Source organism: Azospirillum endophyticum (assembly GCF_016595245.1).
GTDB classification, from domain to species: Bacteria; Pseudomonadota; Alphaproteobacteria; order Azospirillales; family Azospirillaceae; genus Azospirillum; species Azospirillum endophyticum.
Genome location: NZ_JAENHM010000046.1, coordinates 58,523 through 78,793 on the forward strand (window position 1 = coordinate 58,523; position 20,271 = coordinate 78,793).

Below are 20,271 nucleotides of genomic sequence, written 5' to 3' on the forward strand. Positions count from 1 at the left end.
CGTCTCCACTCATTCGTCCGATGGAAACCGCAGCAGGAAGCTGGTCGGGTGGCCGGGCTGGATCGTCAGCGCACCGCCAAGCTGCTGCGTCAGCAAATTGACGAGTTGAAGCCCAAGGGTTTCGGTCTTCGCGGCGTCCAGCGCGGGAGGCAGGCCGATGCCGTCGTCGCTGACCCGAAGGGAAACCTCCGAGGGCCTGTCCCTGGACAGCCGGATGGTGATCGCGCCCCGGCGGCCGTCCGGGAAGCCGTGCTTCAGGGCGTTCGAAATCAGTTCGTTCATGATCAGGCCGCAGGGAATGGCCGTGTTGATGGGCAGTTGAACCCCGACCGTGTCGAGAGACAAGGTGATCCGCGCCGGATCCACCCCATAGGAGGCGATCAGGGTGGGTGCCAGCGCGTCGAGGAAATTGGCGAAATCGACCCGCGCGAAATCCTTGGACTGGTACAAGGTCTGATGGATCAGGGCCATCGAACGGATGCGCGATTGGCTGTCGCGCAGCATGTCGAGAACCTGCCTGTCCACGATGCGCGACGATTGCAGGTCGAGCAGACTGCCGATGATCTGAAGGTTGTTCTTCACCCGATGATGGATTTCGGCGAGAAGGATGTCCTTCTCCTTCAGCGCCTGCTGGATTTTCTCTTCCTTCTGCTTGCGGTCGGAGATGTCGACGATCGCCGACAGGACCATCGTACCCTCTTCGGTTTCGATCGGGTTGAGGCCGATCTCCACCGGAAACTCGCTGCCGTCCTTGCGCAATCCGTAGAGATCCCGCCCGGCTCCCATCGGCCGCGACTGCGGGTTGGCGAAGAACTGGACCCGCATCCCCGGATGATGCCCGGCGAAGCGGGTGGGAACGAGGATCTCCACCGGCTGCCCCAGCAATTCGCCGCGCGTGTAGCCGAAGACGCGCTCGGTCTGGGCATTGATCATTTCGATCATCCCCCGGCTGTTCACCATCACCATCGCGTTGGGCGCCGATTCCACGACCAGCCGGAAACGCTCCTCGCTCTTGCGCAGCGCGTGTTCCACGGCTTGCCGTTTCGCTTCCTCGGAAAGCGGGCTGTCCTCCAGCATGGTGTCGTCCTCCGATGCCGTCCAGAAACGCTCCACGGAACCCGTGCCATACCGCCAGACCGACCCGCGGCGTTCCGAACGCCGGGGACAACGGCATACATCCAATGGTAGGCCGCAGATTTCGACGCTGAAACAATACAGCGGCCCTACACCCACAGAAAACATAAGGAATTTTCCGTGAGTGAAAGCCTACGGTAGAGTGGTTCCTTCTGGTTGTCCATCAGGGTTGCTCGCCAAGGCCGATGAACTTGGTCCATTCCCCCTGCTGTCGTGTTGAGGATCGGGGCGCGGGGCCGTCCATTCCTTGATCTGCCCTTGCCAAGGCCATGAAATCGGAAAGGTTCTTGTTGGGTTCCGGGGGGTTGGGTCGTCGGTCACGTGACGAAGGCTTCGACGAGGGCTCCGAGCAGAGCTTTTCCGCGGCGCCGCGCTGGATCAGGCCGCCCCCTTTGCGAGGCGGTGAAGGCGTTTTCAGATCGGCCAGGACCGAGCGGCCAGGGTCGGCACGATGATGGTCATGCGCGCCAGATCCTTGATGGAATGCCAGTCGCCGTCATAGTCGGTGCCGACCTTCTCGGACACGCGCTCGTCGCTCTTGATCGGGGCGGCGGAGACGCCGCCGCGGTATTTGGCGGCGATGGCCCGGCCGATCTGCTCGATCTCCGCCTTGGACGCCGCGGCGTCGGTGAGACGGCCGACTTGATGCTCTTTAGAAAGCCGGCACGCGCCCCGGTCGCTCCCCACCCGACACTCGATCCCCTCATACATGAGGCCGGGCTGGCGGCGGGGAAGTGACGATCGTCACTCGATCGCTTCGGGCATTAAAGGAATATATTCAAATAACAGATTTCTTAACGCCGCCATTTTTCGCCGTCTCTTGCTCACGAATATTAACTTTTTTGCGGACGAAAAAGGCTTCTTTCGAAATTGGGCTACCCCTTAGGCTGTAACTCCGTGCACCGGACATCTACCAATCGTGTACCCGAAGTCGTAAATATAATCGGCACATATAGGGCAGTATCTCGCGGTATTTTTGAAAGAATGATGCGTGATAATGGGTTGGTCAGGGTAAGGCTGCCTCTATGTCTTTTGAGATCATCTCAGACTGATATTAGGTGCCAAAGTATATATTGGGGATTGGAAAATAAGACTGGTGGATGGATCGTAAATCCTGTGACCAGAATGGGATATAGTTTGCTGATCTGACCCTGCCCCCTTGACCGACCTCATGACAGGCTGGGCCAAATTTGCCACAAGGTTCGAGAAAACTTAACCGGATTTGGAAAGGTTTCGTTAACCATTGAAGCCCCAGCATGGCTTCAACGAAACGGACATAGGATTAAAGGCATGAGCACGACCACCACGCCGAGCAAGATCGTCGTCAACGCCTACGGCCAATCCCAGGACAGCGTCGCGCCGAATTTCAAGCTGCTGGTGGATGGTCAGGAGGTCGGAACGGCCGATGCGGCTGCGGCCTCGTCGACGGCATACAGCTTCACCGCCGATCTCGCGGCGAACACGGCGCACAAGATCCAGGTCGTCTACGACAACGACACGGCGAACAGTGCCTATCGCGACCTTTACGTCCAGTCGATCGAGGTCAACGGCCACACGCTGAAGCCGACCGACGCCATCTATGAACGCCATGACGATGCCGCCCCGGCGCCGACCCAGGCCGGCCAGGAAGCCATGTGGTGGGATGGCGCGCTGACCTTCAGCACCCCCGCGACCTATTATGCCGGCGCCCAGGCCGCCGCCCCGGCGGCCCCCGCCGCTCCGGCCGCTCCCGCCGCCGGCACCGCGCAGAACGTCATCACCGTGAACGCCGCCGGCAACGCGGCGGGCGGCGAAGGCGCGCACTTCACCGTGCTGGTCGACGGCAAGGAAATCGGCGAAGGCACGGCCACCAGCCCCGACGCCAAGGACTTCAAGTTCACCGCCGATCTGGCGCAGGGCACCGCCCATTCGGTCGAGGTCAAGTACGACAACGACGCCGTCGTCGACGGTGCCGACCGCAACCTGTACGTCCACAGCGTCGGCATCGACGGCAAGACCGTGGCGGCGACCGACGCCGCCATGTCGGTCCAGCGCACCGCCGACGGTGCCGACCTCGGCGCGACCACCGACCTCTATTGGGACGCCACGCTGACCGCCAAGCTGGACGCCGGCCACTTCGCCGCTTCCACGGGTTCGGCAGGCGGTTCCACCGATCCCGGCAAGGGCGGCACCACGGGCGGTTCCACGGGCGGTTCCGCCGCCAATCCCGGCACGGGCGATACCTCGCTGTCGCTGAAGGTCGGCAACGTCACGGTGGCCGATCCGGGCATGGTGCAGAGCAGCGGCGCGATCAACGGCTTCCTGCACACCAACGGCAACCAGATCGTCGACGAGAGCGGCAACAACGTCCGGCTGACCGGCGTGAACTGGTTCGGCGGCGAGGGCTACAACTACGTGCCGTCGGGTCTGTGGGCCGACAGCTACCAGCACCACATCGACAGCATGAAGGACCTGGGCTTCAACGTCATCCGCCTGACCTGGGCCGACGACATGTTCGACAGCACCGCGGTCACCAACGGCATCGACTATTCGAAGAACCCGGACCTGAAGGGCCTGACCCGGCTGGAAGTCTATGACAAGGTCATCGACTATGCCGGCAAGAGCGGCATCAAGGTGATCCTCGACCACCACCGCAACGACGGCGGCGCCGGCACTAACGAGCACGGGCTGTGGTACACCGACAAGAACCCGGAATCGAAGGTCATCGAAGACTGGAAGATGCTGGCCAAGCATTATGCCGGCAACGACGCGGTGATCGGCGCCGACCTGCACAATGAGCCCAGCGTCAGCGCCACCTGGGGTGACGGCAACCAGGCCACCGACTGGGCCGCGGCGGCCGAGCGCATCGGCAACGCCATCCAGACCGTGAACAAGGACTGGCTGATGCTGGTCGAGGGCACGGAGTGGAGCAGCACGCTGGCCGGCGTGAAGGACCATCCCGTCGAGTTCGACGTGCCCAACAAGCTGGTCTATTCGCCGCACGCCTACGGCCAGAGCGTCGGGCAGTTCAGCTGGCTGTCGGACCCGAGCTATCCGGACAACCTGCCGGCCCAGTACGACAGCATGTGGGGCTACATCTACAAGAACAACATCGCCCCGATCCTGGTCGGCGAGTTCGGCGGCCAGATGACGAGCGGCGCCGAGCAGACCTGGGCCAGCACGCTGATCAAGTACATGAACGGCGACTGGAACCTGGACGGCAAGAGCGATCTCGCCGCCGGCCAGCAGGGCATGAACTGGACCTACTGGGCCTGGACCCCGGAATCGGGTGACGTCGGCGGCCTGCTGCAGAACGACTACAAGACCGTCGATCCGACCAAGATGAACATCATCAAGGCGGGCCTCGCCGCCAATTCCGGCACCTCCGGTCCGGTGCCGGGCAGCGACGAGGCGGTCTTCACCGTGCAACTGGCCAAGGCGGTCACCACCGCCACCACCATCGACTATGCGACCGCGGACGGCACCGCCAAGGCCGGCAGCGACTACACCGCCGCCCATGGCAGCCTGACCTTCCAGCCCGGCGAGACCACCAAGACGGTCTCCGTCCACATCAACGGCACCAACGTCAACGACGGCACGGAGAACTTCCTGCTGCACCTGACCCACGACAACGCCAGCCTGGGCACCGCCACCGGCTACATCACCGACCACGCGGCGTAACACGCTCTCCCGATCGGGGGGCTGCAAACCGGGGCCGGTCCGCGTCGCAAGGCGCGGGCCGGCCCCGTCGCGTTTTCGGCCCGGCTCCCGGCTGTGGCCTCACGTCCGGCTTTGCGTCCGGAAGAAGCCGTTGAGGGCGTCGAAGGGCTCGGCCTCGGCCAGCGCGTCGAACCGGCCTTCGTCGGCCAGCATCCGCGCCGCCCGCAGGAAGCCGCCCCAGGCGGCGCGGCTGAGCGCGCTGCCCAGGCTGATCCGCCGGACGCCGAGCTTGGCGATCTCCTCCACCGTCAGGCCGATCGGCGCCGAGACCAGCAGGTTGAGCGGCTTGGGCGCCACCGCCTCGACCGCCGCCCGGATGGTTTCCGGCGTGCGCAGGCCCGGCGCGTAGAGAACGTCGGCACCCGCCGCGGCATAGGCCGGCAGCCGGCGCAGCACCTCCTCGACGGCGGCCGGATGGTCGACCAGCACGGCCTCGCAGCGGGCGGTCAGCAGGACGCCGGTGCCGCGCAGAGCCTCGGCCGCCGCGGCGATACGCTCGACGGCTTGATTGAAATCATACAGCGGCCGTGCCGGATCGCCGGTGGCGTCCTCCACCGACAGGCCGGCGACGCCGGTGTCGGCGCAGAGCCGCAGGTTGCGGGCCAGTCCGTCGAGGTCGTGGGCGTAGCCGGATTCGAAATCGGCGTTCACCGGCAGGACGGTCGCCCCGACGATCTCGGCGATGTGGGACAGCATGTCGGCGCAGGGCACCGCCCAATCGGTGTCGGGTAGACCGCGCGAGAAGGCGAAGCCCGCCGAAGTGGTGGCCAGCGCGCGGAAGCCGAGATGCGCCAGCATCAGGGCGCTGCCGACGTCCCACGGGTTGGGGAGGACGAAGCAGCCGTCCTTGTGGAGCTCGGCGAAGGCGGCGCGGGCCGGGTGGCGGTCGGTCATTACGGGTCTTCCCTTTGGAGCGGCGGCGCGATCCCGGTGCCGCGTCGGGTGGTGGTCGTCTACCCCAGACTGCCGGCGAAGCGTTCGGCGAGACGCTCGCGGCGGAACAGCTCGAGCAGGGCGTCGACGAAGACGCGGGTCTTGGCCGGCAGCTGGGCGCGGCTCGCATAATAGAGCGAGATCGCGCCGGCGTCCGCATACCAGCGCGGCACGAGGCGCAGCAGGTTGCCGCGCTCGAGATGCGGCAGCACGTCGGGCACCGCCAGCAGGGCGACGCCCAGCCCGAGCAGTGCCGCTTCGCGCATGGCGGCCGGATCGTTGACGACGATGCTCTCCGGCAGCGTCGCCGGCAGCTCGGCGCCCGCCACGTCGCGCATGGTCCATTGGCGCACCCGGCCGGTCTGGACCGAGCGCATGACGATCCCCTGGAGCGCGGCCAGCCCGGTCGGATCGACCGGCGGCGTCCGTCCGGCCATGTAGGCCGGCGACGCCACCGCGACGATGTGGGCCGGCGCCAGCGGGCGCGCCACCACGCCGGACGCCAGCTCGAAGCCGCCGCCGATCGCCGCATCGTAGCCTTCGGCGATCAGGTCCACCGGGCGGTTCTCGAAATGCCATTCCGGCCGGATCAGCGGATGGCGGGCCAGGAAGCCGGGCAGCAGGGGCAGGACATGGGTGACGCCGAAGGTCGGCGGCAGGCTGACCTTCAGCACGCCGGCCGGCTGCTCCGCATCGGTCGCGACATCGGCGATGGCGGCCTGCAGGGTGTCGAGCGTGCCGCCGATGGCCGAGAGGAAACGCTCCCCGGCCTCGGTCAGGGTCAGCTTGCGCGTCGAGCGGTGGAACAGCCGGACCCCGAGGTTGCGCTCCAGCATCGCGACGTTGCGGCTGACCGCCGCCGGGGTCAGGGCCAAACGGCGCGCCGCGGCGGAGAAGCTGCCGGTCTCGGCGCTGCGGACGAAGGATTCCAGGTTGGCGAGGGTTTCCATCCCCGCATCTTAAACGGATGCTTGAAGATGATCCAAGCCATTCCCCGCTAATCACGGGCAATCGAAAAGGTGACACTCCCGTCATCGAAACCCGACGGAGTGTTCCCCGATGAACAGCCTTTCTCCCCTGGCCGGCAAGGTCGCCCTGGTAACCGGTGGTTCGCGTGGCATCGGCGCCGCCATCGTCAAGCGTCTCGCCAGGGATGGCGCGGACGTCGTGTTCAGCTACTCGCACGCCAAGGATCAAGCCGACGCGGTGGTGGCGTCCGTCGAGAGCCTCGGCCGCCGCGCGGTGGCGGTCCGTGCCGACCAGGCGGTGAGCGCCGATGTCGAGCGCCTGGTGACGCAGGCCCATGGGACGTTCGGCCGCCTGGATATCCTCGTCAATTCGGCCGGCGTCTTCGTCACCGGGATGGTCGGGGATCCGGCGGCGGACATCGCCGCGTTCGACCGCCAGATCGACATCAACATCAAGGGCGTCGCGACGGCCGTGCGGGCCGCGGCACCGTTGCTCGGCGACGGCGGCCGGATCGTTTCCATCGGTACGACCGGCGCCGACCGCATCGCCTTTCCTGGTGTCGCCGACTACATCGCGACCAAGGCGGCGGTGTCCGCCTATACCCGCGGCTGGTCGCGCGATCTCGGCCCGCGCGGCATCACCGTCAATCTGGTCCAGCCGGGCGCGATCAACACCGACATGAACCCGGAAACCGCGGGGCACGCCGACGCCCTGCGCGCCATGACCTCGCTCGGCCGCTACGGCCAGCCCGATGACATTGCCGCCGCGGTCGCGTTCCTGGCCGGTCCGGACGCCGGCTACATCACCGGCGCGACCCTCACCGTCGACGGCGGCCAGATCGCCTGATCCCCTCCCCTTCCAAGCAGGAGCAAGATCCATGACCAGCATCGGCATCATCGGCGCCGGCAACATCGGCCGCGCCATCGCGGCGGCGCTCGCCGCCAAGGGCATCGCCGCCGTCATCGCCAACAGCCGCGGCCCGGAGACCCTGGCGGCGCTCGCCGCCGAACTCGGCCCGTCCATACAGGCGGGGACGCCGGCCGAGGCGGCGGCCCGGGACATCGTGTTCGTGGCGGTGAACTGGTCGAAGCTGCCGGGCGCGCTCGCCGGCCTGCCCGACTGGGCGGGGCGCATCGTCGTCGACGCCAACAATCCCATCGAGGCGCCGCTGTTCAAGCCCGTGCCGCTCGGCGACCGGTCCTCGTCGGAGGTGGTCGCCGGGCTGGTCCCCGGCGCGCGGCTGGTGAAGGCGTTCAACCATCTCCAGCCGCCTCTGCTCTCCGGCGATCCGTCCGGCGACGGCGGCAAGCGCGTGCTGTTCTATTCCGGCGACGATGCCGACGCCAAGGCGCAGGTGGGCGCCCTGATCGACCGGCTCGGCTTCTTCGGCATCGACCTCGGTTCGCTCGCCGTCGGCAGCCGCCTGACCCAGTTCCCCGGCGGTCCGCTGCCCGCCCTCAATCTGGTGAAACTCTGACCGGTGCCGTCGCGGCTTCCGGGCCGCCGACAAAGCCCCCCACGATAAGGAAGAGTCCAATGTCCAAGACCGACCAAAGGGTTTCTCCATCCGGGGAGCCGGACTACGACGGCCTTCTGCGCGCGAACCTGGAGCGGGTCTTCAACGAACGCGATGCCGGGAAGCGCGCGGCGGCCATCGCCGATCTCTTCGTCGCCGATCCGATCCTGTATGAACCGGCGGCCGTCGTGACAGGGCGCGCGGCGATCTCCGAGATCGCCGGCAAGCTTCTGGAGCGGTTCGGGCCCGCGTTCCGGTTCCGGCCCGAAGGCGACGCCGTGGGGCATCACGGCCTGGGGACGCTGCGATGGCAAGCCGGCCCGGACGACGGCCCGGTCGCGGTGACCGGCACAGACGTGGCCGACGTCGCCGACGGCAAGATCGCCAGGCTCTGGGTGCTGCTCGATCCGCCGACGGCCTGAGACGGGCCGGAATGGCGTCGGGGGGCAGGGGACGGCCGGCTTTCGCGGGAATGACGGCCGAGAGAAGCCCATGCTCCAGTCCGATGCGAAGGGCTTCGCACTTGAAGCGTCTTTCGGCATGCGGCGGCAATGGTTTTCGGCAGTCTTGTGCGGCGTATGGCTGCGGTGCCAGGCGAAAAACACCAATGCCGAGCTGATGCTGCGGCCGTCATCCGACAATAAAATCACGCATTGCCATGCGGCTGTATTTTTCCCTTGTAAGAAGCCTGGGCATGCCTTATTTTCGGCCTGTCGACGTTGCTCTGGGCTTTGTTATTCTGATCCTGCACAAGGATCTGGGTCTCTTCCCGAAGTGAATTGATGCCCTGTCCAATATCGTGCAGGGCAACGCCAGGAAGGGAATTGACCCATGGCTATCGGTACCGTCAAGTTTTTCAACGCCACCAAGGGCTTCGGCTTCATCCAACCCGAGGACGGCACGGCTGACGTGTTCGTTCACATCTCCGCCGTCGAGCGCGCCGGGATCAGCAACCTCGGGGAAGGCCAGAAGCTTTCCTTCGACGCGATCCGCGACCCGCGCCGTGGCAAGGTTGCCGCCGAGAACCTGCGCGCGCTGTAATCGCAGCGGGTTCGGAAAGGAAGGGCGGCTCCGGCCGCCCTTTTTCGTATCTAAATCCTTGTATCGAGATCCGGGAATGCTGCCGGGCCCACCGGAGCCTGATGCCCGATGCAAGGCTTGCAGACGGCCTGCCTTGGGGCGCGGCCGAATTCACGAAATGGACAGACATGAACGGTTTTAAGAACGCAGGGCTTTCGGAGCGCCTGAGCACGGCTGCGGACGCAAAGAAGGCCCTGCTCGCGAAGTTCAAGGCGCAGCCCGGTGTGAACGATCCCGCCTTTGCGGAGCGGGAAGAGGCCCGGCGGGCGGTGCGCATCGCCCGTGAGGCCCGCGAGGCCGAACGGCAGGCCGCTCGCGAAGCCCGCAAGGCCGCCGAGCTGGAGGCATTGCAGGCGCAACAGGCCGAGAAGGTTGCCCGCGAGGCGCAGGCCGCCCAGGAGCAGGCCGAGCAGGCCGAGCGTCAAGTGGCCATGGCGGCGGAGGCGAAGGCTGCCCGCGACGCCCGCTATGCGGCCCGCAAGGCCAGAAATCGATAATGCCCCGGGGGCTGCCAGGCTTGGGTGCCGGGCAGCCCCGAATTGGATGGCGGGAGATGAAAAGCGGCTGCCGGGAGAAATTTCGCCGTTCCGTTTCAAGTCTCCACAGAACATGCGGTAAACCGGACGCATGGCTGACAAGCATCCGGTTTTATTCGCGCGCGCCGAATAAACTTGATATCGCGGCGCATTTCCCTATTCTGTGCCCATTGATCGCTGGAGGCTTAACCGTCTCTTGAGAGAGACGCGGTAGGTTTTATGGCGTGGCGCCTTGCCGCGCTCCTCAGCAAGTCGCAACTTTCTCTTTCGACCTCCTCCTGGCGCGATCGCCGGCGCTCGACCATTCCCCAATCGGGGGTGTGGTCCGCTTTGTGCCGTCATGCTTGTGGAAGGTCCCACTCCTTGTCTGAACAGATCGTTTCGGAACAGATCGCTTCCGAGCAGCAGACTTTCGCCGAACTCGGCATTCATTCCAAGATCGCCCAGGCTCTGGGCGAACATGGCTACACCACGCCGACGCCGGTCCAGGCGGCGGCCATCCCGTCGGCGCTGGCCGGCCGCGACATCCTGGCCACCGCCGAAACCGGCACCGGCAAGACCGCGGCCTTCATGCTGCCGGCCCTGACCCGCGTGGCCGATTTGCCCGCTCCGGGCATCGCCGCGCCGCGCATCCTCGTGCTTGCCCCGACGCGTGAGCTGGCCAGCCAGGTCACCCAGGCGGCGCGCAAATACGCCCGGCCGCTGCGCATGAACATCATCGACGTGGTCGGCGGCATGCCGTATGGCGAGCAGCTGCGCATGCTGTCGCGCCCGGTGGATGTCGTGGTTGCGACTCCCGGTCGCCTGATCGACCACATCGAACGCCAGCGCATCGACCTCAGCGCCGTCGAGGTGCTGATCCTCGACGAAGCGGACCGCATGCTGGACATGGGGTTCCTCGACGATGTCGAGCGGATCGCCGATGCCTGCAAGGCCAGCCGCCAGACCTTGCTGTTCACGGCCACGCTGGACCGCCGCATGAGCCAGCTCGCCGGCAAGCTGCTGCGCAATCCGGAGCGCGTCGCCGTCGAAAGCCAGGCCACCGCGATCAACGTGGAGCAGCGCCTGCACCATGCCGACGACATGGACCACAAGCGCCGGCTGCTGATGCACATCGCCGGACAGGACGAAGTCGGCAAGGCGATCATCTTCGCCGCGACCAAGCGCGACGCCGACGCGCTGGCCCATGAGCTGAGCGCCGCCGGCCACGCCGCCGCCGCCCTGCACGGCGATATGGACCAGTCCAAGCGCAACCGCACGCTCCAGCGGCTGCGCACCGGACAGGTCCGCCTGCTGGTGGCGACCGACGTCGCCGCCCGCGGCATCGACGTGCGCGACATCACCCATGTCATCAACTTCGACCTGCCGCGCTCGGCGGAGGACTATGTCCACCGCATCGGCCGCACCGGCCGGGCCGGCGCATCGGGAATCGCGGTGTCCTTCGCGTCGCGGTCCGACCGCGACACGCTGTCCCGCATCGAACGCTTCACCGGCGCGACGCTGGCGATCCACACGATCGCCGGCATCGAGCCGCAGCGGTCCTTCTCCGGCGGCAGCGGCCGGCCGGCGGGCCGCCCTGCCGGCGGTCGCGGTCGGCCGTGGCAGCGCGACGGGCAGCGCGATGGTGGCCAGGGCAGGCCGTCGCAGGCCCGCGCCGGACGCTGGTAACCCCGTTCGGGTGAGACGATGAAAGCAGGCGCGGTCCCTCGGGGCCGCGCCTGTTTTCTTGTGCGCCCAGCATGGGCGCGTTCTTGAGGGTGTAAGTCCCTCCGTAAGCTGGTCATAGCGAACGAAGTGAAGCGCAACTGCGGAAGGGTGACCGACCGTGGGGAGGAAGCGTGGATCGCAGCTGCGGGCCGATGGACAAGAATCGGATATGAGGCGGTGCCGATCAGGGCGAGCGGGCAAGGATCCGCGAAGCTCTCGTGACCAAGGATCGGTGGCGTAAATCCGGCGGTCGTGCAGTGAAGGAGCGCGTTCTTGACCGTAGGAGATCTCGCCTTATGCCTGAAAGGGCGACGGGGCAGGGTCGGGACTGGCCCGAACCGGAGCGAGAAGTCAGCCGAGGCCATAGATAGGTGAGGCGCAAGCCGGACCGAAGGGCCGAACGAGGGGGAATGCCCAGCCCCCGTCGATGTGGAAGGCACTGCGTCAGATGCCCGCGTCAGCGGGGCGGTTCAGCAGAGGACGAGGTGCAGCCTCATCCGAGCTGGACAGCGACGAAGCCGACCGCCCGCGACGGACCGACATGGACATGGGGAAACCTCAACCCCTCGAACCGCCCGGTGCGGACCCGCATGCCGGGTGGTGTGGGAGGGGACCGGTCAGCGTGGACCGGCCCCTATCCCGATTGGGGGGGGGATGCGGCCGGTGCCGGACTCAACCGGCTTCGCCGCGCTCCGCCGACAGCACCGCGAGCTTGGCGACCGTGTTCATGTTGCGCGCCGTTCCCACCTCCGCGGCGGGAATGCGCAGCTTGGAGCGGGCCATCCCGTCGCCGTAATGGACGTAGATCTCCCGCGCTCCGAGTTGCAGCTCCTCGCCGGCCCGCCCCGTCACGCTCTCCAGGATGCCGGGGGCAGGAACCGTATCGAGGAAGATGGCAACCGTCCGGTTGGGAGCCGCGTCCGGAAACGGGTTGCCGGCCAGCACCCCGGCCATCTCGGCCGCCGTCCGCACCAGCACGCCGACCGGCTTGCCGGCATAGGCCCGCAGTTCCGCCTCGAGGGCCGCCTTGACCCCGGCCTCCGGCGCCGCGCTGTCGAAGACGACGTTGCCGCTGGCGATGTAGGTCCGGACGGCTGTGAAGCCTGCCCTCTCGCACAGATGCTTCAGGTCGCTCATCGGCAGCTTGCCCGTCCCGCCGACATTGACGGCACGCAACAGGGCGATGTAGGCGGTCATGCGGCGGCTCCCGATCCTGTGGTCCCGTACGGACCGTCCTATCGCCGGAAGACCGGCATCGCAAGGCCCGCTACAGTGCCCGTTCCAGGATCGCCCGAGCCGGCGCGTATTTCTCGGCGACCATCCGGGGCCCCGCGGCGATCGCGGCGGCGCGGGCGGGATCGCTGTTGTCCAGATTGTCGGCCAGCTTGACGCGGATCGCCGTGACGTTGCCGCTGGCGGCGATCCGGCCGATCCACTCCAGGTAGGTCCCGTCCGGATCGAGGTTGCGGCTGACGAGCCGGATGGCGGCGATGGCCTCCTCCTCGATGCCTGCCCTGCGGAGATCGTCCGCGGTGGCGCCGGCATCCTCGATCGCGTCGTGGAGCAGGGCGGCCTGAAGCTGGGCCTTGGTGGCGTCGGGGAACCGCTCGGCCAAGCGGCGGGCGACCCGTTCCAGATGCAGCCAATAGGGAGCGCCGGCCTTGTCGACCTGGCCGTGGTGGAGCGTCTTGGCGAACTCCAGCGTCTCGCGGAACCAAACGCTGTCCTGCATCGTGGTTGCTCCCTTTTGCGACACGATCGAGAGAATCCTGCGCGGCGAAACCGGTCATCGAGCCGACAGGGCTCCGCCCCGGGCAGCGGCATCAGATCTCTTCTGAAAACGCTTCCACGATGATCTCGAAACTGGGAATGCTCGGCCATTCCGCCCGGCTGTTGAAGATCGTTTCGCCCGAATACATCGTGATTGAGAAGTCAGTGCCCGCCTTGCTTCTGAACTGCCTTGTCCTGGAGCTCCATTGGCAGCATGTCCATTTCAAGGCATCCAACCTGACGGCCTTCATGAAATAGGATTCCACACGCGCGGCGAAACGGCCCTGCACATGGTATGTCGCCTGCAGCGGCTTGCCTTGCCGATCGGGCAGATAGACGCATCCGTCATAGACGAGGTCGGGAGGCTTTTTCGAAATCCGGGCAAGAAAGTCTCCGCAATCCTGCGCCATGAGAGCCGGAGCAGATGCCGAGGCACTGGAAAGGTTGGAAAAGCCGATGACGAAGCAAGCCACCAGACATGCTGTCTTCCCCTGAAGGGTCTGCTTCATTCGTCTATCCCGCATGCCCGTTCCCCGCCATGTCGTCACACCAACTCGTCGACCGCCGGCCATTCCAGCGCCGGATGGCCGGTCAGCCGGTCGAGCAGGCGGTCCAGCAGATCCCAGATCGCCGCGTCATGCACGCGGTGGTGGGTCAGCAGGCCGATGGGTTCGCCGGGGGGCCGCCGGCCCTCGCGGCGCTCGCGCAACTCGCGGCACAGCAGATCGAGCAGCGCGTCCAGCGGCACGGCGGAGCGGCTGCCGCGCCAGTCGATCAGGTCGAGATGGGTGTTCACCCAGGCGATGCCGTCCCTGGGCGCCGGGGCCGGGCCGAAGGCGGAGACGGCGCGGTAGCCGGCGGCGGCCAGACGGGCCGGCATGTCAGGGGCCATGCGGTTCCAGGGCGGGACGAACAGCGGCAGCAGGCGGCGGCCGAACAGGGGGCGCAGGGTGGACAGGCCGCGTTCGGCCTCCGCCTGCCGGACCTCGGGCGGACGTTCGGGGCCGAACTCGCACTTCTTTCGGCCGGGGGCGGCGTGGTCGGCGTGCGACCAGCCGTGGACCAGGGGGGTGACGAAGGCGTGGCCGGCCAGCGCCTGGGCGAGCGACGGCTCGGCGTCGGCCGGGATGACGGCGAGGCCGAGGGGGATGTTCGCCTGGGCGCAACGCTGGAGCAGGCGGTCGAGCTGCGGGCCGGCGGCCACCGCGTCATCGTCGCGCAGCCAGAGGGCGCAGCAGCGGCCGAGGTCGGTCCAGCGCGCCAGTTCTTCGTGTACGGCGGTCCAACTCGTCATGATGTCTTCTCCGCCAGCAGGGCCTCGACGATCTCCACGCTGCGCGCGGCACCGGCCAGGGAATGGGGGCTGAGCGGCGGAATGCGGGCGCCGAGCACCGACCTTAGGGCTCGGGCGAGGCTGTCGGGGGTGAGGTCGGCCTCGCGCAGGGTGGCGATGCCGGGGCGGCGGGCCAGGATGGCGGCGCGGATGGTCTGTTCGACCTCCTTGCCGTCCTCGAAGGGGCAGAAGACGCTGGGCACGCCCGCCGTCAGGCAGTCGAGCGCGGTGTTGTAGCCGCAGCGGCCGACCGTGGCGGCGGCGCGGGTCAGCAGGGCGCGGAAGTCGGGGCGCACCGGCTCCACCACCAGCCGATCGGCCGGGGCGATGGCGCGCAGCCGGTCGGCCAACGCGGCGTCGCCCTTCGCCACCAAGAGGCGCCAGCGCTGCGGCAGGGCGGCGGAGGCGGCGCAAAGCGCTGCCGTTTCGAAGACCGGGCGACCGACCGGGCCGCCGCCGGCGGTGACCAGGATTTCGCCCTGCCCGTCCATACCGCCGTCCGGTGCGGGCGGCGGCGGAACGACGAAGCCGGTATAGAGCAGCAGCGGCTTCATCGCCGGGGTCAGCGGCCAGCTGTCCTCCAGCGGCACCACGGCGGGATCGGAATGGACCAGCACGCCGTCGTAGAAGTGCAGGAGGCGGTCTTCGGTCTCGGCCACCCGCTTCGGCTTGGAGGGCGGCGCCAGGATGTCGCGGACCGAGGCGAGCGTCAGCGGCGGCCGTGGCAGGGCGCGGGCGCGCTCCAGCAGGGCGTCGAACTCGGGGGCGAGCGCGCGGCGGCCGAACGGGAACAGTTCGGTGACCAGCACGTCGGGGCGCAGCGTGTCGAGCAGGCCGGTCAGCATCGCCCGGCGCGCGTCGAACAGGCCGGCATCGGCGGGGCCGCCGTCGGCGGCCAGCAGGGTGGCGAAGTCGGCGCCGTCGCTTGCCAGCGGCGGCAGCTGGTGCAGGGTGGCGTTCCCGGTTCCGAGATGGGGGGCGGGACGGCCGCCGCTGACCAGATCGACGCTCCAGCCGCGGGCGGCGAAGGCCTCGGCCAGGGCCAGCGCGCGGCTGAGATGGCCGGTGCCGAGCAGGTGGGTGACGGCGATCAGCAGCTTCATGACAGGCGCTCCCCCTCCTTGCGTCCGGCCGGGTGGAGCGTGCCGTCGGCGGTCAGCGTCATGGCGTAGAGGCGGTGGCGCTTGACCGGCACCGGCGGCGGGCCGCGGAAGTCCCAGCCCCAGGCGAGCGCCAGAGCGACGCGGATCACGCCGATGTGGGTGACGACGAGGTGGGTCTCCCTCTCCCCCCCGGGGAGAGGGTCGGGGTGAGGGGGATGCGTTGCGTGGCTATCCCGAGAATCCTTGCCGCGCGACCCCCTCACCCTAACCCTCTCCCCAGGGGGGAGAGGGGATTGGGTCTGGGGGGAGAGGGGGAGCAGGTTCTCCAACCACCCCGTCAACCGCTCTCGCACATCGGCTGGGCTTTCGCCGCCGGGGGGGCGGAAGTCCCAGCCCCAGTGTTCGAGGTCGCGGTAGCCGCTGGCGGGGGCGGCGCGCAGGTCGAGACCGCGCAGTCCCTCCCAGGCGCCCCAATCCATCTCAATCAGGCGGGGATCGGTGTGGACCGGGCGGCCGGGAACGAGGAGGGTTGCGGTCTCCACGGCGCGCGACAGCGGGCTGGCGTGCAGCGTGGCGTCGCGCCAAGGCTCCGGCAGGGTCAGGCTGGCGAGGCGGTCGCGACCCTCTGGGTCGAGGGGGATGTCGGTGCGGCCCTGGATGCGGCCCTCGCGGTTCCAGCCGGTGACGCCGTGGCGCAGGAAAGCCAAGCGGATCATGGCATCAGGCCGGTCAGCAAGCCGCGCAGCCGCTCCGCCGCCGCCGGCAGGCCGTGATGGGCCTCGACATGGGCGCGGGCGCTGTGGCCGAGCCTGCGCAAGGCCGGCGGGTCGGCCAGCAGGGCGGACAGCGCGGCAGCGAAATCTTGGCGGGCCGGGCCGGTCAGGCGGCCGCCCACGCCATCGCGGATGACGGTGCCGGTGCCGGCATTGTCGACGGCGAGCACGGGAAGCCCATGACCCTGCGCCTCCAGATAAACCATGCCGAAGGCTTCGTTCAGGCCGGGCCAGACCAGCAGGTCGGCGGCGCGATAATGGGCGGCGAGGTCGGCGGGGGCGCAGGCGCCGTGGATGGTCACCCGCGGGCCGAAGGGGGCGAACAGGGCCGATACCTCCGCCGCCGCCGGGCCGTCGCCGACGACGTCGAGCGTCCAAGGCCGGGTGGGGAGAAGATGCAGGGCCTCGGCCAGCAAGCGGTAGGAGGCCAGCTTGTCGCCCGGCCGCATCATGGCGACGGTCAGCAGGCGCGGCGGCGCGCTCGGGCCGCTGCGCTCGACGGCCGGCGGCAGGTCGAGGAAGGGCGGGAGCATCGCCACCTGCTGGCCGGGCGGGGCATAGGCCTCCACCGCCTGACGGTCGCGGGCGCTGACGCAGAGCACGAGGTCCGCCGCTTCGATGGCGGTCTCGGCGGCGGCGGCGAAGGCGGACCAGGGGCCGGTCAGGCGCTTGCGGGCGCGGGTCGCTTCCACCACGACATAGGGGATGCCGAGGCTGCCGGCGATGGCGGGCCCGATCAGGTCGGGGGCCTTGTAATAGACATGGTAGCTGAGCCACAGCGCCGGGCGGCGGGCCGGCTCGGCGGCGTAGAGCGACAGCAGGCGGTCACGTTCGGCGACGGCGGCGGCGGTCAGGCGGGCCTGCGCGGCGGGATCGCCGGCGCCGTCATAGGCGCGCAGGCCGCTCGCCACCTCCACCGGGCCCGGGCCGGTCGCTTCCAGCGCGCGCAGGATCAGCCGAGCCATCTGGCGGTCGCCGGAGGGGATCGGGTGGTCGACCGGTTTCAGCGGAGCGTAGAAAGCAATGTGGGGAAAGTCGATCCGGCTTGCGGTCACGCCGCGGCCTCCTCCAGCCGGCGGACGAGGCGGTCGATGCCGGCGGTCATGCCGAACTCGGCGCGCAGCCGGCCATGGGCGGCCTCGCCCAGCGCCGAGCGCAGGGGCGGGTCGGTGACGAGCCGTTCCAGGGCGGCGGCGATGGCGGGCGGGGTGCCGTCGGTCAGCAGGCCGTGGGTGCCGTCGGTGATGAATTCCGGGATGGCCGACACCGCGGTGGACAGGATGGCGAGGCGCTGGCTCGCCGCCTCCATCAGCACGTTGGGCAGGCCGTCGCGGTCGCCGTCGCCAGCCACCACGCTGGTCAGAACGAACAGGTCGGCATGGCGCAACGCCGCGATCACCGCCGCCTGATCCTGGGCGCCGCGCCATTCGATGCGGTCCGACAATCCCAGCCGTTCGGCCTGGGCGCGCAGGGCCTGCTTGAGGTCGCCGGAGCCGATATGGACCAGCCGCCAGTGCAGCCCGTCCGGCAGCATCGCCAGCGCGTCGAGCAGCCGGTCGTAGCCCTTCTTCTCCACCAGCCGGCCGACCGACAGGATCTCCACCGCGCGCTCGGAGGTGGAGCCGTCGCGCGGCGGGACGGTTGCCCGGTCCGGCGGGTCGGGGAAGCGCGAGAGGTCGAGGCCGTGATAGACGAGGTCGATGCGCGCCGGATCGGCGGCCAGACCGCGCAGATGCGCCGCGCCGACGGCGGTGCAGGTGGCGCCGAAGCGGGCGTCTGCCAGCTTCTCGCGCTTCTCCCATTCCGGCGTCGTCCAGATGTCCTTGGCATGGGCGGAGAAGCCCCAGCCGATGCCGCGGATCGACGCGGCATAGCGCCCGACCGAGGCCGGGGTGTGCAGGAAATGGGCATAGAGGAAGGGTATGTCGGCCGGCAGTTCCGCCGCCAGGACCAGGGCTTGGCCGAAGCGGCGGCCACGGTTGGCGGTGCGGTCGCGCATCAGGTCGCGCAGCCACGCCGCCGCCGTGCGCGCCAGCCCGGCCGGATGGCGGAGGATCAGGCGGCCGAGCGCCTGCAAGACGCGGCGCGGCTCGTCGCGCAGATATTCCGGCAGGTAATGCACCGGGGCGGTGATGCGGTCGTGCAGGGCGTGGCGGCGGCTGTCGGTCGGATGGCGCAGCGACCAGATCGCCAGATCGATGCCGCGCTGCTGGAGGGCCAGAAGCTCCTGCGCGATGAAGGTCTCCGACAGGCGGGGATAGCCCTTCACCACCACGGCGATCTTCAGGGGGGCGATCTTCAACGGCACGGCTTTCGACTGCATATCGGCTGGATATCGGTGGGACGGTGTCCGGCCGTCCGTTCCCCCGTCGGTCATGCGCGCTTGCCCGCCATTGCGCGGGACAGCCGTTCCGCCGCCCGGCGGATCGGGGTGACGGGGGTGGAATGGTCGGCCACCGGGTCGGCTCCCAGAACCTCACGGGTCAGCTCGACGATGCGCTCCAGCCCGCCGAGCAGGCCGGGCAGCGGGCTGGCCGAAGGCGGCGGCTGGCTGGACAGGGCGCGGATGGCGCCGGCCATCGTCCGCGGGTCGGCGCCGTCGCGGTCGCAGTCCAGGGTGCGCAGCAGGCCGAGCGCCTCCGCCGCCTCGGCGCGGATGCGCTGTTCCAGCCGGGGGCGGGTGCGCGGGGCCAGCACCGACGGCTTGTCGAAGGACAGGATCTCGCAGAAGGTGTTGTAGCCGCCCATCGCCACCACGCCGATGGCCCCGGCATAGAGATCCTCCATGCGGGAATGGAAGTTGATGGTCTCCACCCTGCCCTTCAGCCGGCGGATGCGGGCGGCGAACTCCTGGCGGCGGGCATCCTCCAGGAAGGGGCCGTAGACGATCAGGGCGCCGGGGGCGAGCCCGGGGTCGGATTCATAGGCGGCGATGGTCCAGTCGACCAGGGCCGCCCCGTCGCCGCCGCCGCCGGGCGTCACCAGCACATAGGGGGCGGCCATCGGCGAGTCCGCGGCCTGGACGGCACCGCCGCCCTCCGTCGGCTCGCGCCGCAGATAGCCGGTGTAGCGCAGCCGCGCCGCGATCCCGTCCGGCAGGTCGAGGCCGTCGAGCGGGTGGTAGACCTCCGGCAGGCCGTAGATCCAGAGCTGGTCGTAATAGCGCTCGATGGCGGCGACCGCCTCCTTGCGCTCCCACTCCGGCTGGAGGGCTTCCGGGGCGTCCAGCACGTCGCGCAGGCCGAGCACCACGCGGGTGTTGCCGGCCGCCCGCATCTCCTCCAGCGCCGGCAGGAACTCGCCGTGCAGGCCGGTCGGCTCCTTGTCGACGATCGCCAGCGTCGGGCGGAAGGCGCGGGCGGTGGCGCGGATGATCTCCGCCCGGATCGCGGTGGTTTCCTCGATCGGCAGGCCGAGGTTGCGGGCGGTATAGCCGCCGTCCGGCAGCTTCACCACGCCGGGCAGGCGGACATGGTCGACCCGCTCGGGGAAGTCGAAGCGGCCGGCGACCGGCGAGCCGGTGAGGATCAGCGCCGAGGCGTCGGGGAAGGCCGAGACCAGGGCCTGGGCGATCGTCCGCGACCGCCGCAGATGGCCCAGCCCGAAGGTGTCGTGGCTGTAGAGCAGGATACGCGGCGGCGTCCGGTCGGGATGGATGGACCGAAGGGACGGCTGGGGCTGGTGCATGCTCGGACACTCCGCTTCAGCAATGCTTCGG

20 protein-coding genes are annotated in these 20,271 nt (G+C 68.7%); 7 read left to right on the forward strand and 13 right to left on the reverse strand.

Features of this window, described 5'->3' with window-relative positions; genetic code table 11:
- Window positions 1–9 precede the first annotated feature (9 nt).
- Entirely contained in the window at window positions 10–1,113 is a 1,104-nt protein-coding gene (locus JHL17_RS15725; protein ID WP_345773822.1) for a sensor histidine kinase, read from the reverse strand.
- Between the two features lie 435 nt (window positions 1,114–1,548).
- Entirely contained in the window at window positions 1,549–1,821 is a 273-nt protein-coding gene (locus tag JHL17_RS15730) for a hypothetical protein (protein WP_200194478.1), read from the reverse strand.
- Window positions 1,822–2,424: 603 nt separating this feature from the next.
- Here JHL17_RS15730 and JHL17_RS15735 point away from each other — a divergent pair.
- Window positions 2,425–4,794 (forward strand): cellulase family glycosylhydrolase, encoded by a 2,370-nt coding sequence (locus tag JHL17_RS15735; protein WP_200194479.1) that lies wholly within the window; start codon window positions 2,425–2,427, stop codon window positions 4,792–4,794.
- Window positions 4,795–4,893: 99 nt separating this feature from the next.
- Here JHL17_RS15735 and JHL17_RS15740 read toward each other — a convergent pair whose 3' ends face one another.
- Both JHL17_RS15740 and JHL17_RS15745 read right to left on the reverse strand, forming a co-directional pair.
- Window positions 4,894–5,727, reverse strand: a complete 834-nt coding sequence (locus JHL17_RS15740) for an isocitrate lyase/PEP mutase family protein (RefSeq protein WP_200194480.1) — start codon at window positions 5,725–5,727, stop codon at window positions 4,894–4,896.
- Between the two features lie 59 nt (window positions 5,728–5,786).
- Window positions 5,787–6,716: a LysR family transcriptional regulator gene (locus tag JHL17_RS15745; protein ID WP_200194481.1), complete on the reverse strand. Its 930-nt coding sequence runs from the start codon at window positions 6,714–6,716 to the stop codon at window positions 5,787–5,789.
- Between the two features lie 109 nt (window positions 6,717–6,825).
- Here JHL17_RS15745 and JHL17_RS15750 point away from each other — a divergent pair, with 109 nt between their 5' ends.
- The 6 genes from JHL17_RS15750 to JHL17_RS15775 all read left to right on the forward strand — a co-directional run bounded on the left by JHL17_RS15750 (window position 6,826) and on the right by JHL17_RS15775 (window position 11,535).
- Window positions 6,826–7,581, forward strand: a complete 756-nt coding sequence (locus JHL17_RS15750) for an SDR family oxidoreductase (RefSeq protein WP_200194482.1) — start codon at window positions 6,826–6,828, stop codon at window positions 7,579–7,581.
- A 31-nt stretch (window positions 7,582–7,612) separates the two neighbouring features.
- Window positions 7,613–8,212: an NADPH-dependent F420 reductase gene (locus JHL17_RS15755; protein WP_200194484.1), complete on the forward strand. Its 600-nt coding sequence runs from the start codon at window positions 7,613–7,615 to the stop codon at window positions 8,210–8,212.
- 59 nt (window positions 8,213–8,271) lie between these two features.
- Window positions 8,272–8,673 (forward strand): nuclear transport factor 2 family protein, encoded by a 402-nt coding sequence (locus JHL17_RS15760; RefSeq protein ID WP_200194485.1) that lies wholly within the window; start codon window positions 8,272–8,274, stop codon window positions 8,671–8,673.
- 409 nt (window positions 8,674–9,082) lie between these two features.
- Complete coding sequence (locus JHL17_RS15765; protein ID WP_200194486.1) at window positions 9,083–9,292, forward strand: cold-shock protein; 210 nt, start codon at window positions 9,083–9,085, stop codon at window positions 9,290–9,292.
- A gap of 101 nt (window positions 9,293–9,393) precedes the next feature.
- A complete protein-coding gene (locus JHL17_RS15770) occupies window positions 9,394–9,828 on the forward strand; it encodes a DUF6481 family protein (protein ID WP_247893573.1) in 435 nt (144 codons plus the stop codon).
- Between the two features lie 402 nt (window positions 9,829–10,230).
- Window positions 10,231–11,535, forward strand: a complete 1,305-nt coding sequence (locus JHL17_RS15775) for a DEAD/DEAH box helicase (RefSeq protein WP_211113433.1) — start codon at window positions 10,231–10,233, stop codon at window positions 11,533–11,535.
- A 711-nt stretch (window positions 11,536–12,246) separates the two neighbouring features.
- Here the strand turns inward: JHL17_RS15775 and JHL17_RS15780 are convergent.
- The 9 genes from JHL17_RS15780 to JHL17_RS15820 all read right to left on the reverse strand — a co-directional run bounded on the left by JHL17_RS15780 (window position 12,247) and on the right by JHL17_RS15820 (window position 20,240).
- Window positions 12,247–12,771 carry a DUF1697 domain-containing protein gene (locus tag JHL17_RS15780; protein ID WP_200194487.1) on the reverse strand — a complete coding sequence of 175 codons (525 nt, stop codon included), beginning with the start codon at window positions 12,769–12,771 and terminating at the stop codon, window positions 12,247–12,249.
- A gap of 70 nt (window positions 12,772–12,841) precedes the next feature.
- Window positions 12,842–13,306, reverse strand: a complete 465-nt coding sequence (locus JHL17_RS15785) for an HD domain-containing protein (protein ID WP_200194488.1) — start codon at window positions 13,304–13,306, stop codon at window positions 12,842–12,844.
- A 91-nt stretch (window positions 13,307–13,397) separates the two neighbouring features.
- On the reverse strand, window positions 13,398–13,853 hold the full coding sequence (locus tag JHL17_RS15790; RefSeq protein WP_200194490.1) for a DUF4952 domain-containing protein: 456 nt from the start codon (window positions 13,851–13,853) through the stop codon (window positions 13,398–13,400).
- A 35-nt stretch (window positions 13,854–13,888) separates the two neighbouring features.
- Window positions 13,889–14,638: a polysaccharide deacetylase family protein gene (locus tag JHL17_RS15795; RefSeq protein ID WP_200194491.1), complete on the reverse strand. Its 750-nt coding sequence runs from the start codon at window positions 14,636–14,638 to the stop codon at window positions 13,889–13,891.
- Window positions 14,635–15,780 carry a glycosyltransferase family protein gene (locus JHL17_RS15800; protein WP_200194492.1) on the reverse strand — a complete coding sequence of 382 codons (1,146 nt, stop codon included), beginning with the start codon at window positions 15,778–15,780 and terminating at the stop codon, window positions 14,635–14,637. Before JHL17_RS15800 ends, JHL17_RS15795 begins: the two co-directional genes overlap by 4 nt.
- A complete protein-coding gene (locus tag JHL17_RS15805; protein WP_200194493.1) occupies window positions 15,777–16,496 on the reverse strand; it encodes a histidine phosphatase family protein in 720 nt (239 codons plus the stop codon). The genes JHL17_RS15800 and JHL17_RS15805 overlap by 4 nt, the downstream gene beginning before the upstream one ends.
- Complete coding sequence (locus tag JHL17_RS15810) at window positions 16,493–17,608, reverse strand: glycosyltransferase family 4 protein (protein ID WP_345773823.1); 1,116 nt, start codon at window positions 17,606–17,608, stop codon at window positions 16,493–16,495. Before JHL17_RS15810 ends, JHL17_RS15805 begins: the two co-directional genes overlap by 4 nt.
- Window positions 17,605–18,876 (reverse strand): glycosyltransferase family 4 protein, encoded by a 1,272-nt coding sequence (locus JHL17_RS15815; protein ID WP_247893574.1) that lies wholly within the window; start codon window positions 18,874–18,876, stop codon window positions 17,605–17,607. Before JHL17_RS15815 ends, JHL17_RS15810 begins: the two co-directional genes overlap by 4 nt.
- A gap of 50 nt (window positions 18,877–18,926) precedes the next feature.
- Window positions 18,927–20,240 (reverse strand): glycosyltransferase family protein, encoded by a 1,314-nt coding sequence (locus JHL17_RS15820; RefSeq protein WP_200194495.1) that lies wholly within the window; start codon window positions 20,238–20,240, stop codon window positions 18,927–18,929.
- Window positions 20,241–20,271 lie beyond the last annotated feature (31 nt).

Excerpts from the sequence above, each read along its gene's own strand:
- JHL17_RS15735 (WP_200194479.1), top strand. The coding sequence starts at position 2,425 with ATGAGCACGACCACCACGCCGAGCAAGATCGTCGTCAACGCCTACGGC.
- JHL17_RS15740 (WP_200194480.1), bottom strand. The coding sequence starts at position 5,727 with ATGACCGACCGCCACCCGGCCCGCGCCGCCTTCGCCGAGCTCCACAAG.
- JHL17_RS15745 (WP_200194481.1), bottom strand. The coding sequence starts at position 6,716 with ATGGAAACCCTCGCCAACCTGGAATCCTTCGTCCGCAGCGCCGAGACC.
- JHL17_RS15750 (WP_200194482.1), top strand. The coding sequence starts at position 6,826 with ATGAACAGCCTTTCTCCCCTGGCCGGCAAGGTCGCCCTGGTAACCGGT.
- JHL17_RS15755 (WP_200194484.1), top strand. The coding sequence starts at position 7,613 with ATGACCAGCATCGGCATCATCGGCGCCGGCAACATCGGCCGCGCCATC.
- JHL17_RS15760 (WP_200194485.1), top strand. The coding sequence starts at position 8,272 with ATGTCCAAGACCGACCAAAGGGTTTCTCCATCCGGGGAGCCGGACTAC.
- JHL17_RS15765 (WP_200194486.1), top strand. The coding sequence starts at position 9,083 with ATGGCTATCGGTACCGTCAAGTTTTTCAACGCCACCAAGGGCTTCGGC.
- JHL17_RS15770 (WP_247893573.1), top strand. The coding sequence starts at position 9,394 with ATGCCCGATGCAAGGCTTGCAGACGGCCTGCCTTGGGGCGCGGCCGAA.
- JHL17_RS15780 (WP_200194487.1), bottom strand. The coding sequence starts at position 12,771 with ATGACCGCCTACATCGCCCTGTTGCGTGCCGTCAATGTCGGCGGGACG.
- JHL17_RS15785 (WP_200194488.1), bottom strand. The coding sequence starts at position 13,306 with ATGCAGGACAGCGTTTGGTTCCGCGAGACGCTGGAGTTCGCCAAGACG.
- JHL17_RS15790 (WP_200194490.1), bottom strand. The coding sequence starts at position 13,853 with ATGAAGCAGACCCTTCAGGGGAAGACAGCATGTCTGGTGGCTTGCTTC.
- JHL17_RS15795 (WP_200194491.1), bottom strand. The coding sequence starts at position 14,638 with ATGACGAGTTGGACCGCCGTACACGAAGAACTGGCGCGCTGGACCGAC.
- JHL17_RS15800 (WP_200194492.1), bottom strand. The coding sequence starts at position 15,780 with ATGAAGCTGCTGATCGCCGTCACCCACCTGCTCGGCACCGGCCATCTC.
- JHL17_RS15805 (WP_200194493.1), bottom strand. The coding sequence starts at position 16,496 with ATGATCCGCTTGGCTTTCCTGCGCCACGGCGTCACCGGCTGGAACCGC.
- JHL17_RS15815 (WP_247893574.1), bottom strand. The coding sequence starts at position 18,876 with ATGCAGTCGAAAGCCGTGCCGTTGAAGATCGCCCCCCTGAAGATCGCC.
- JHL17_RS15820 (WP_200194495.1), bottom strand. The coding sequence starts at position 20,240 with ATGCACCAGCCCCAGCCGTCCCTTCGGTCCATCCATCCCGACCGGACG.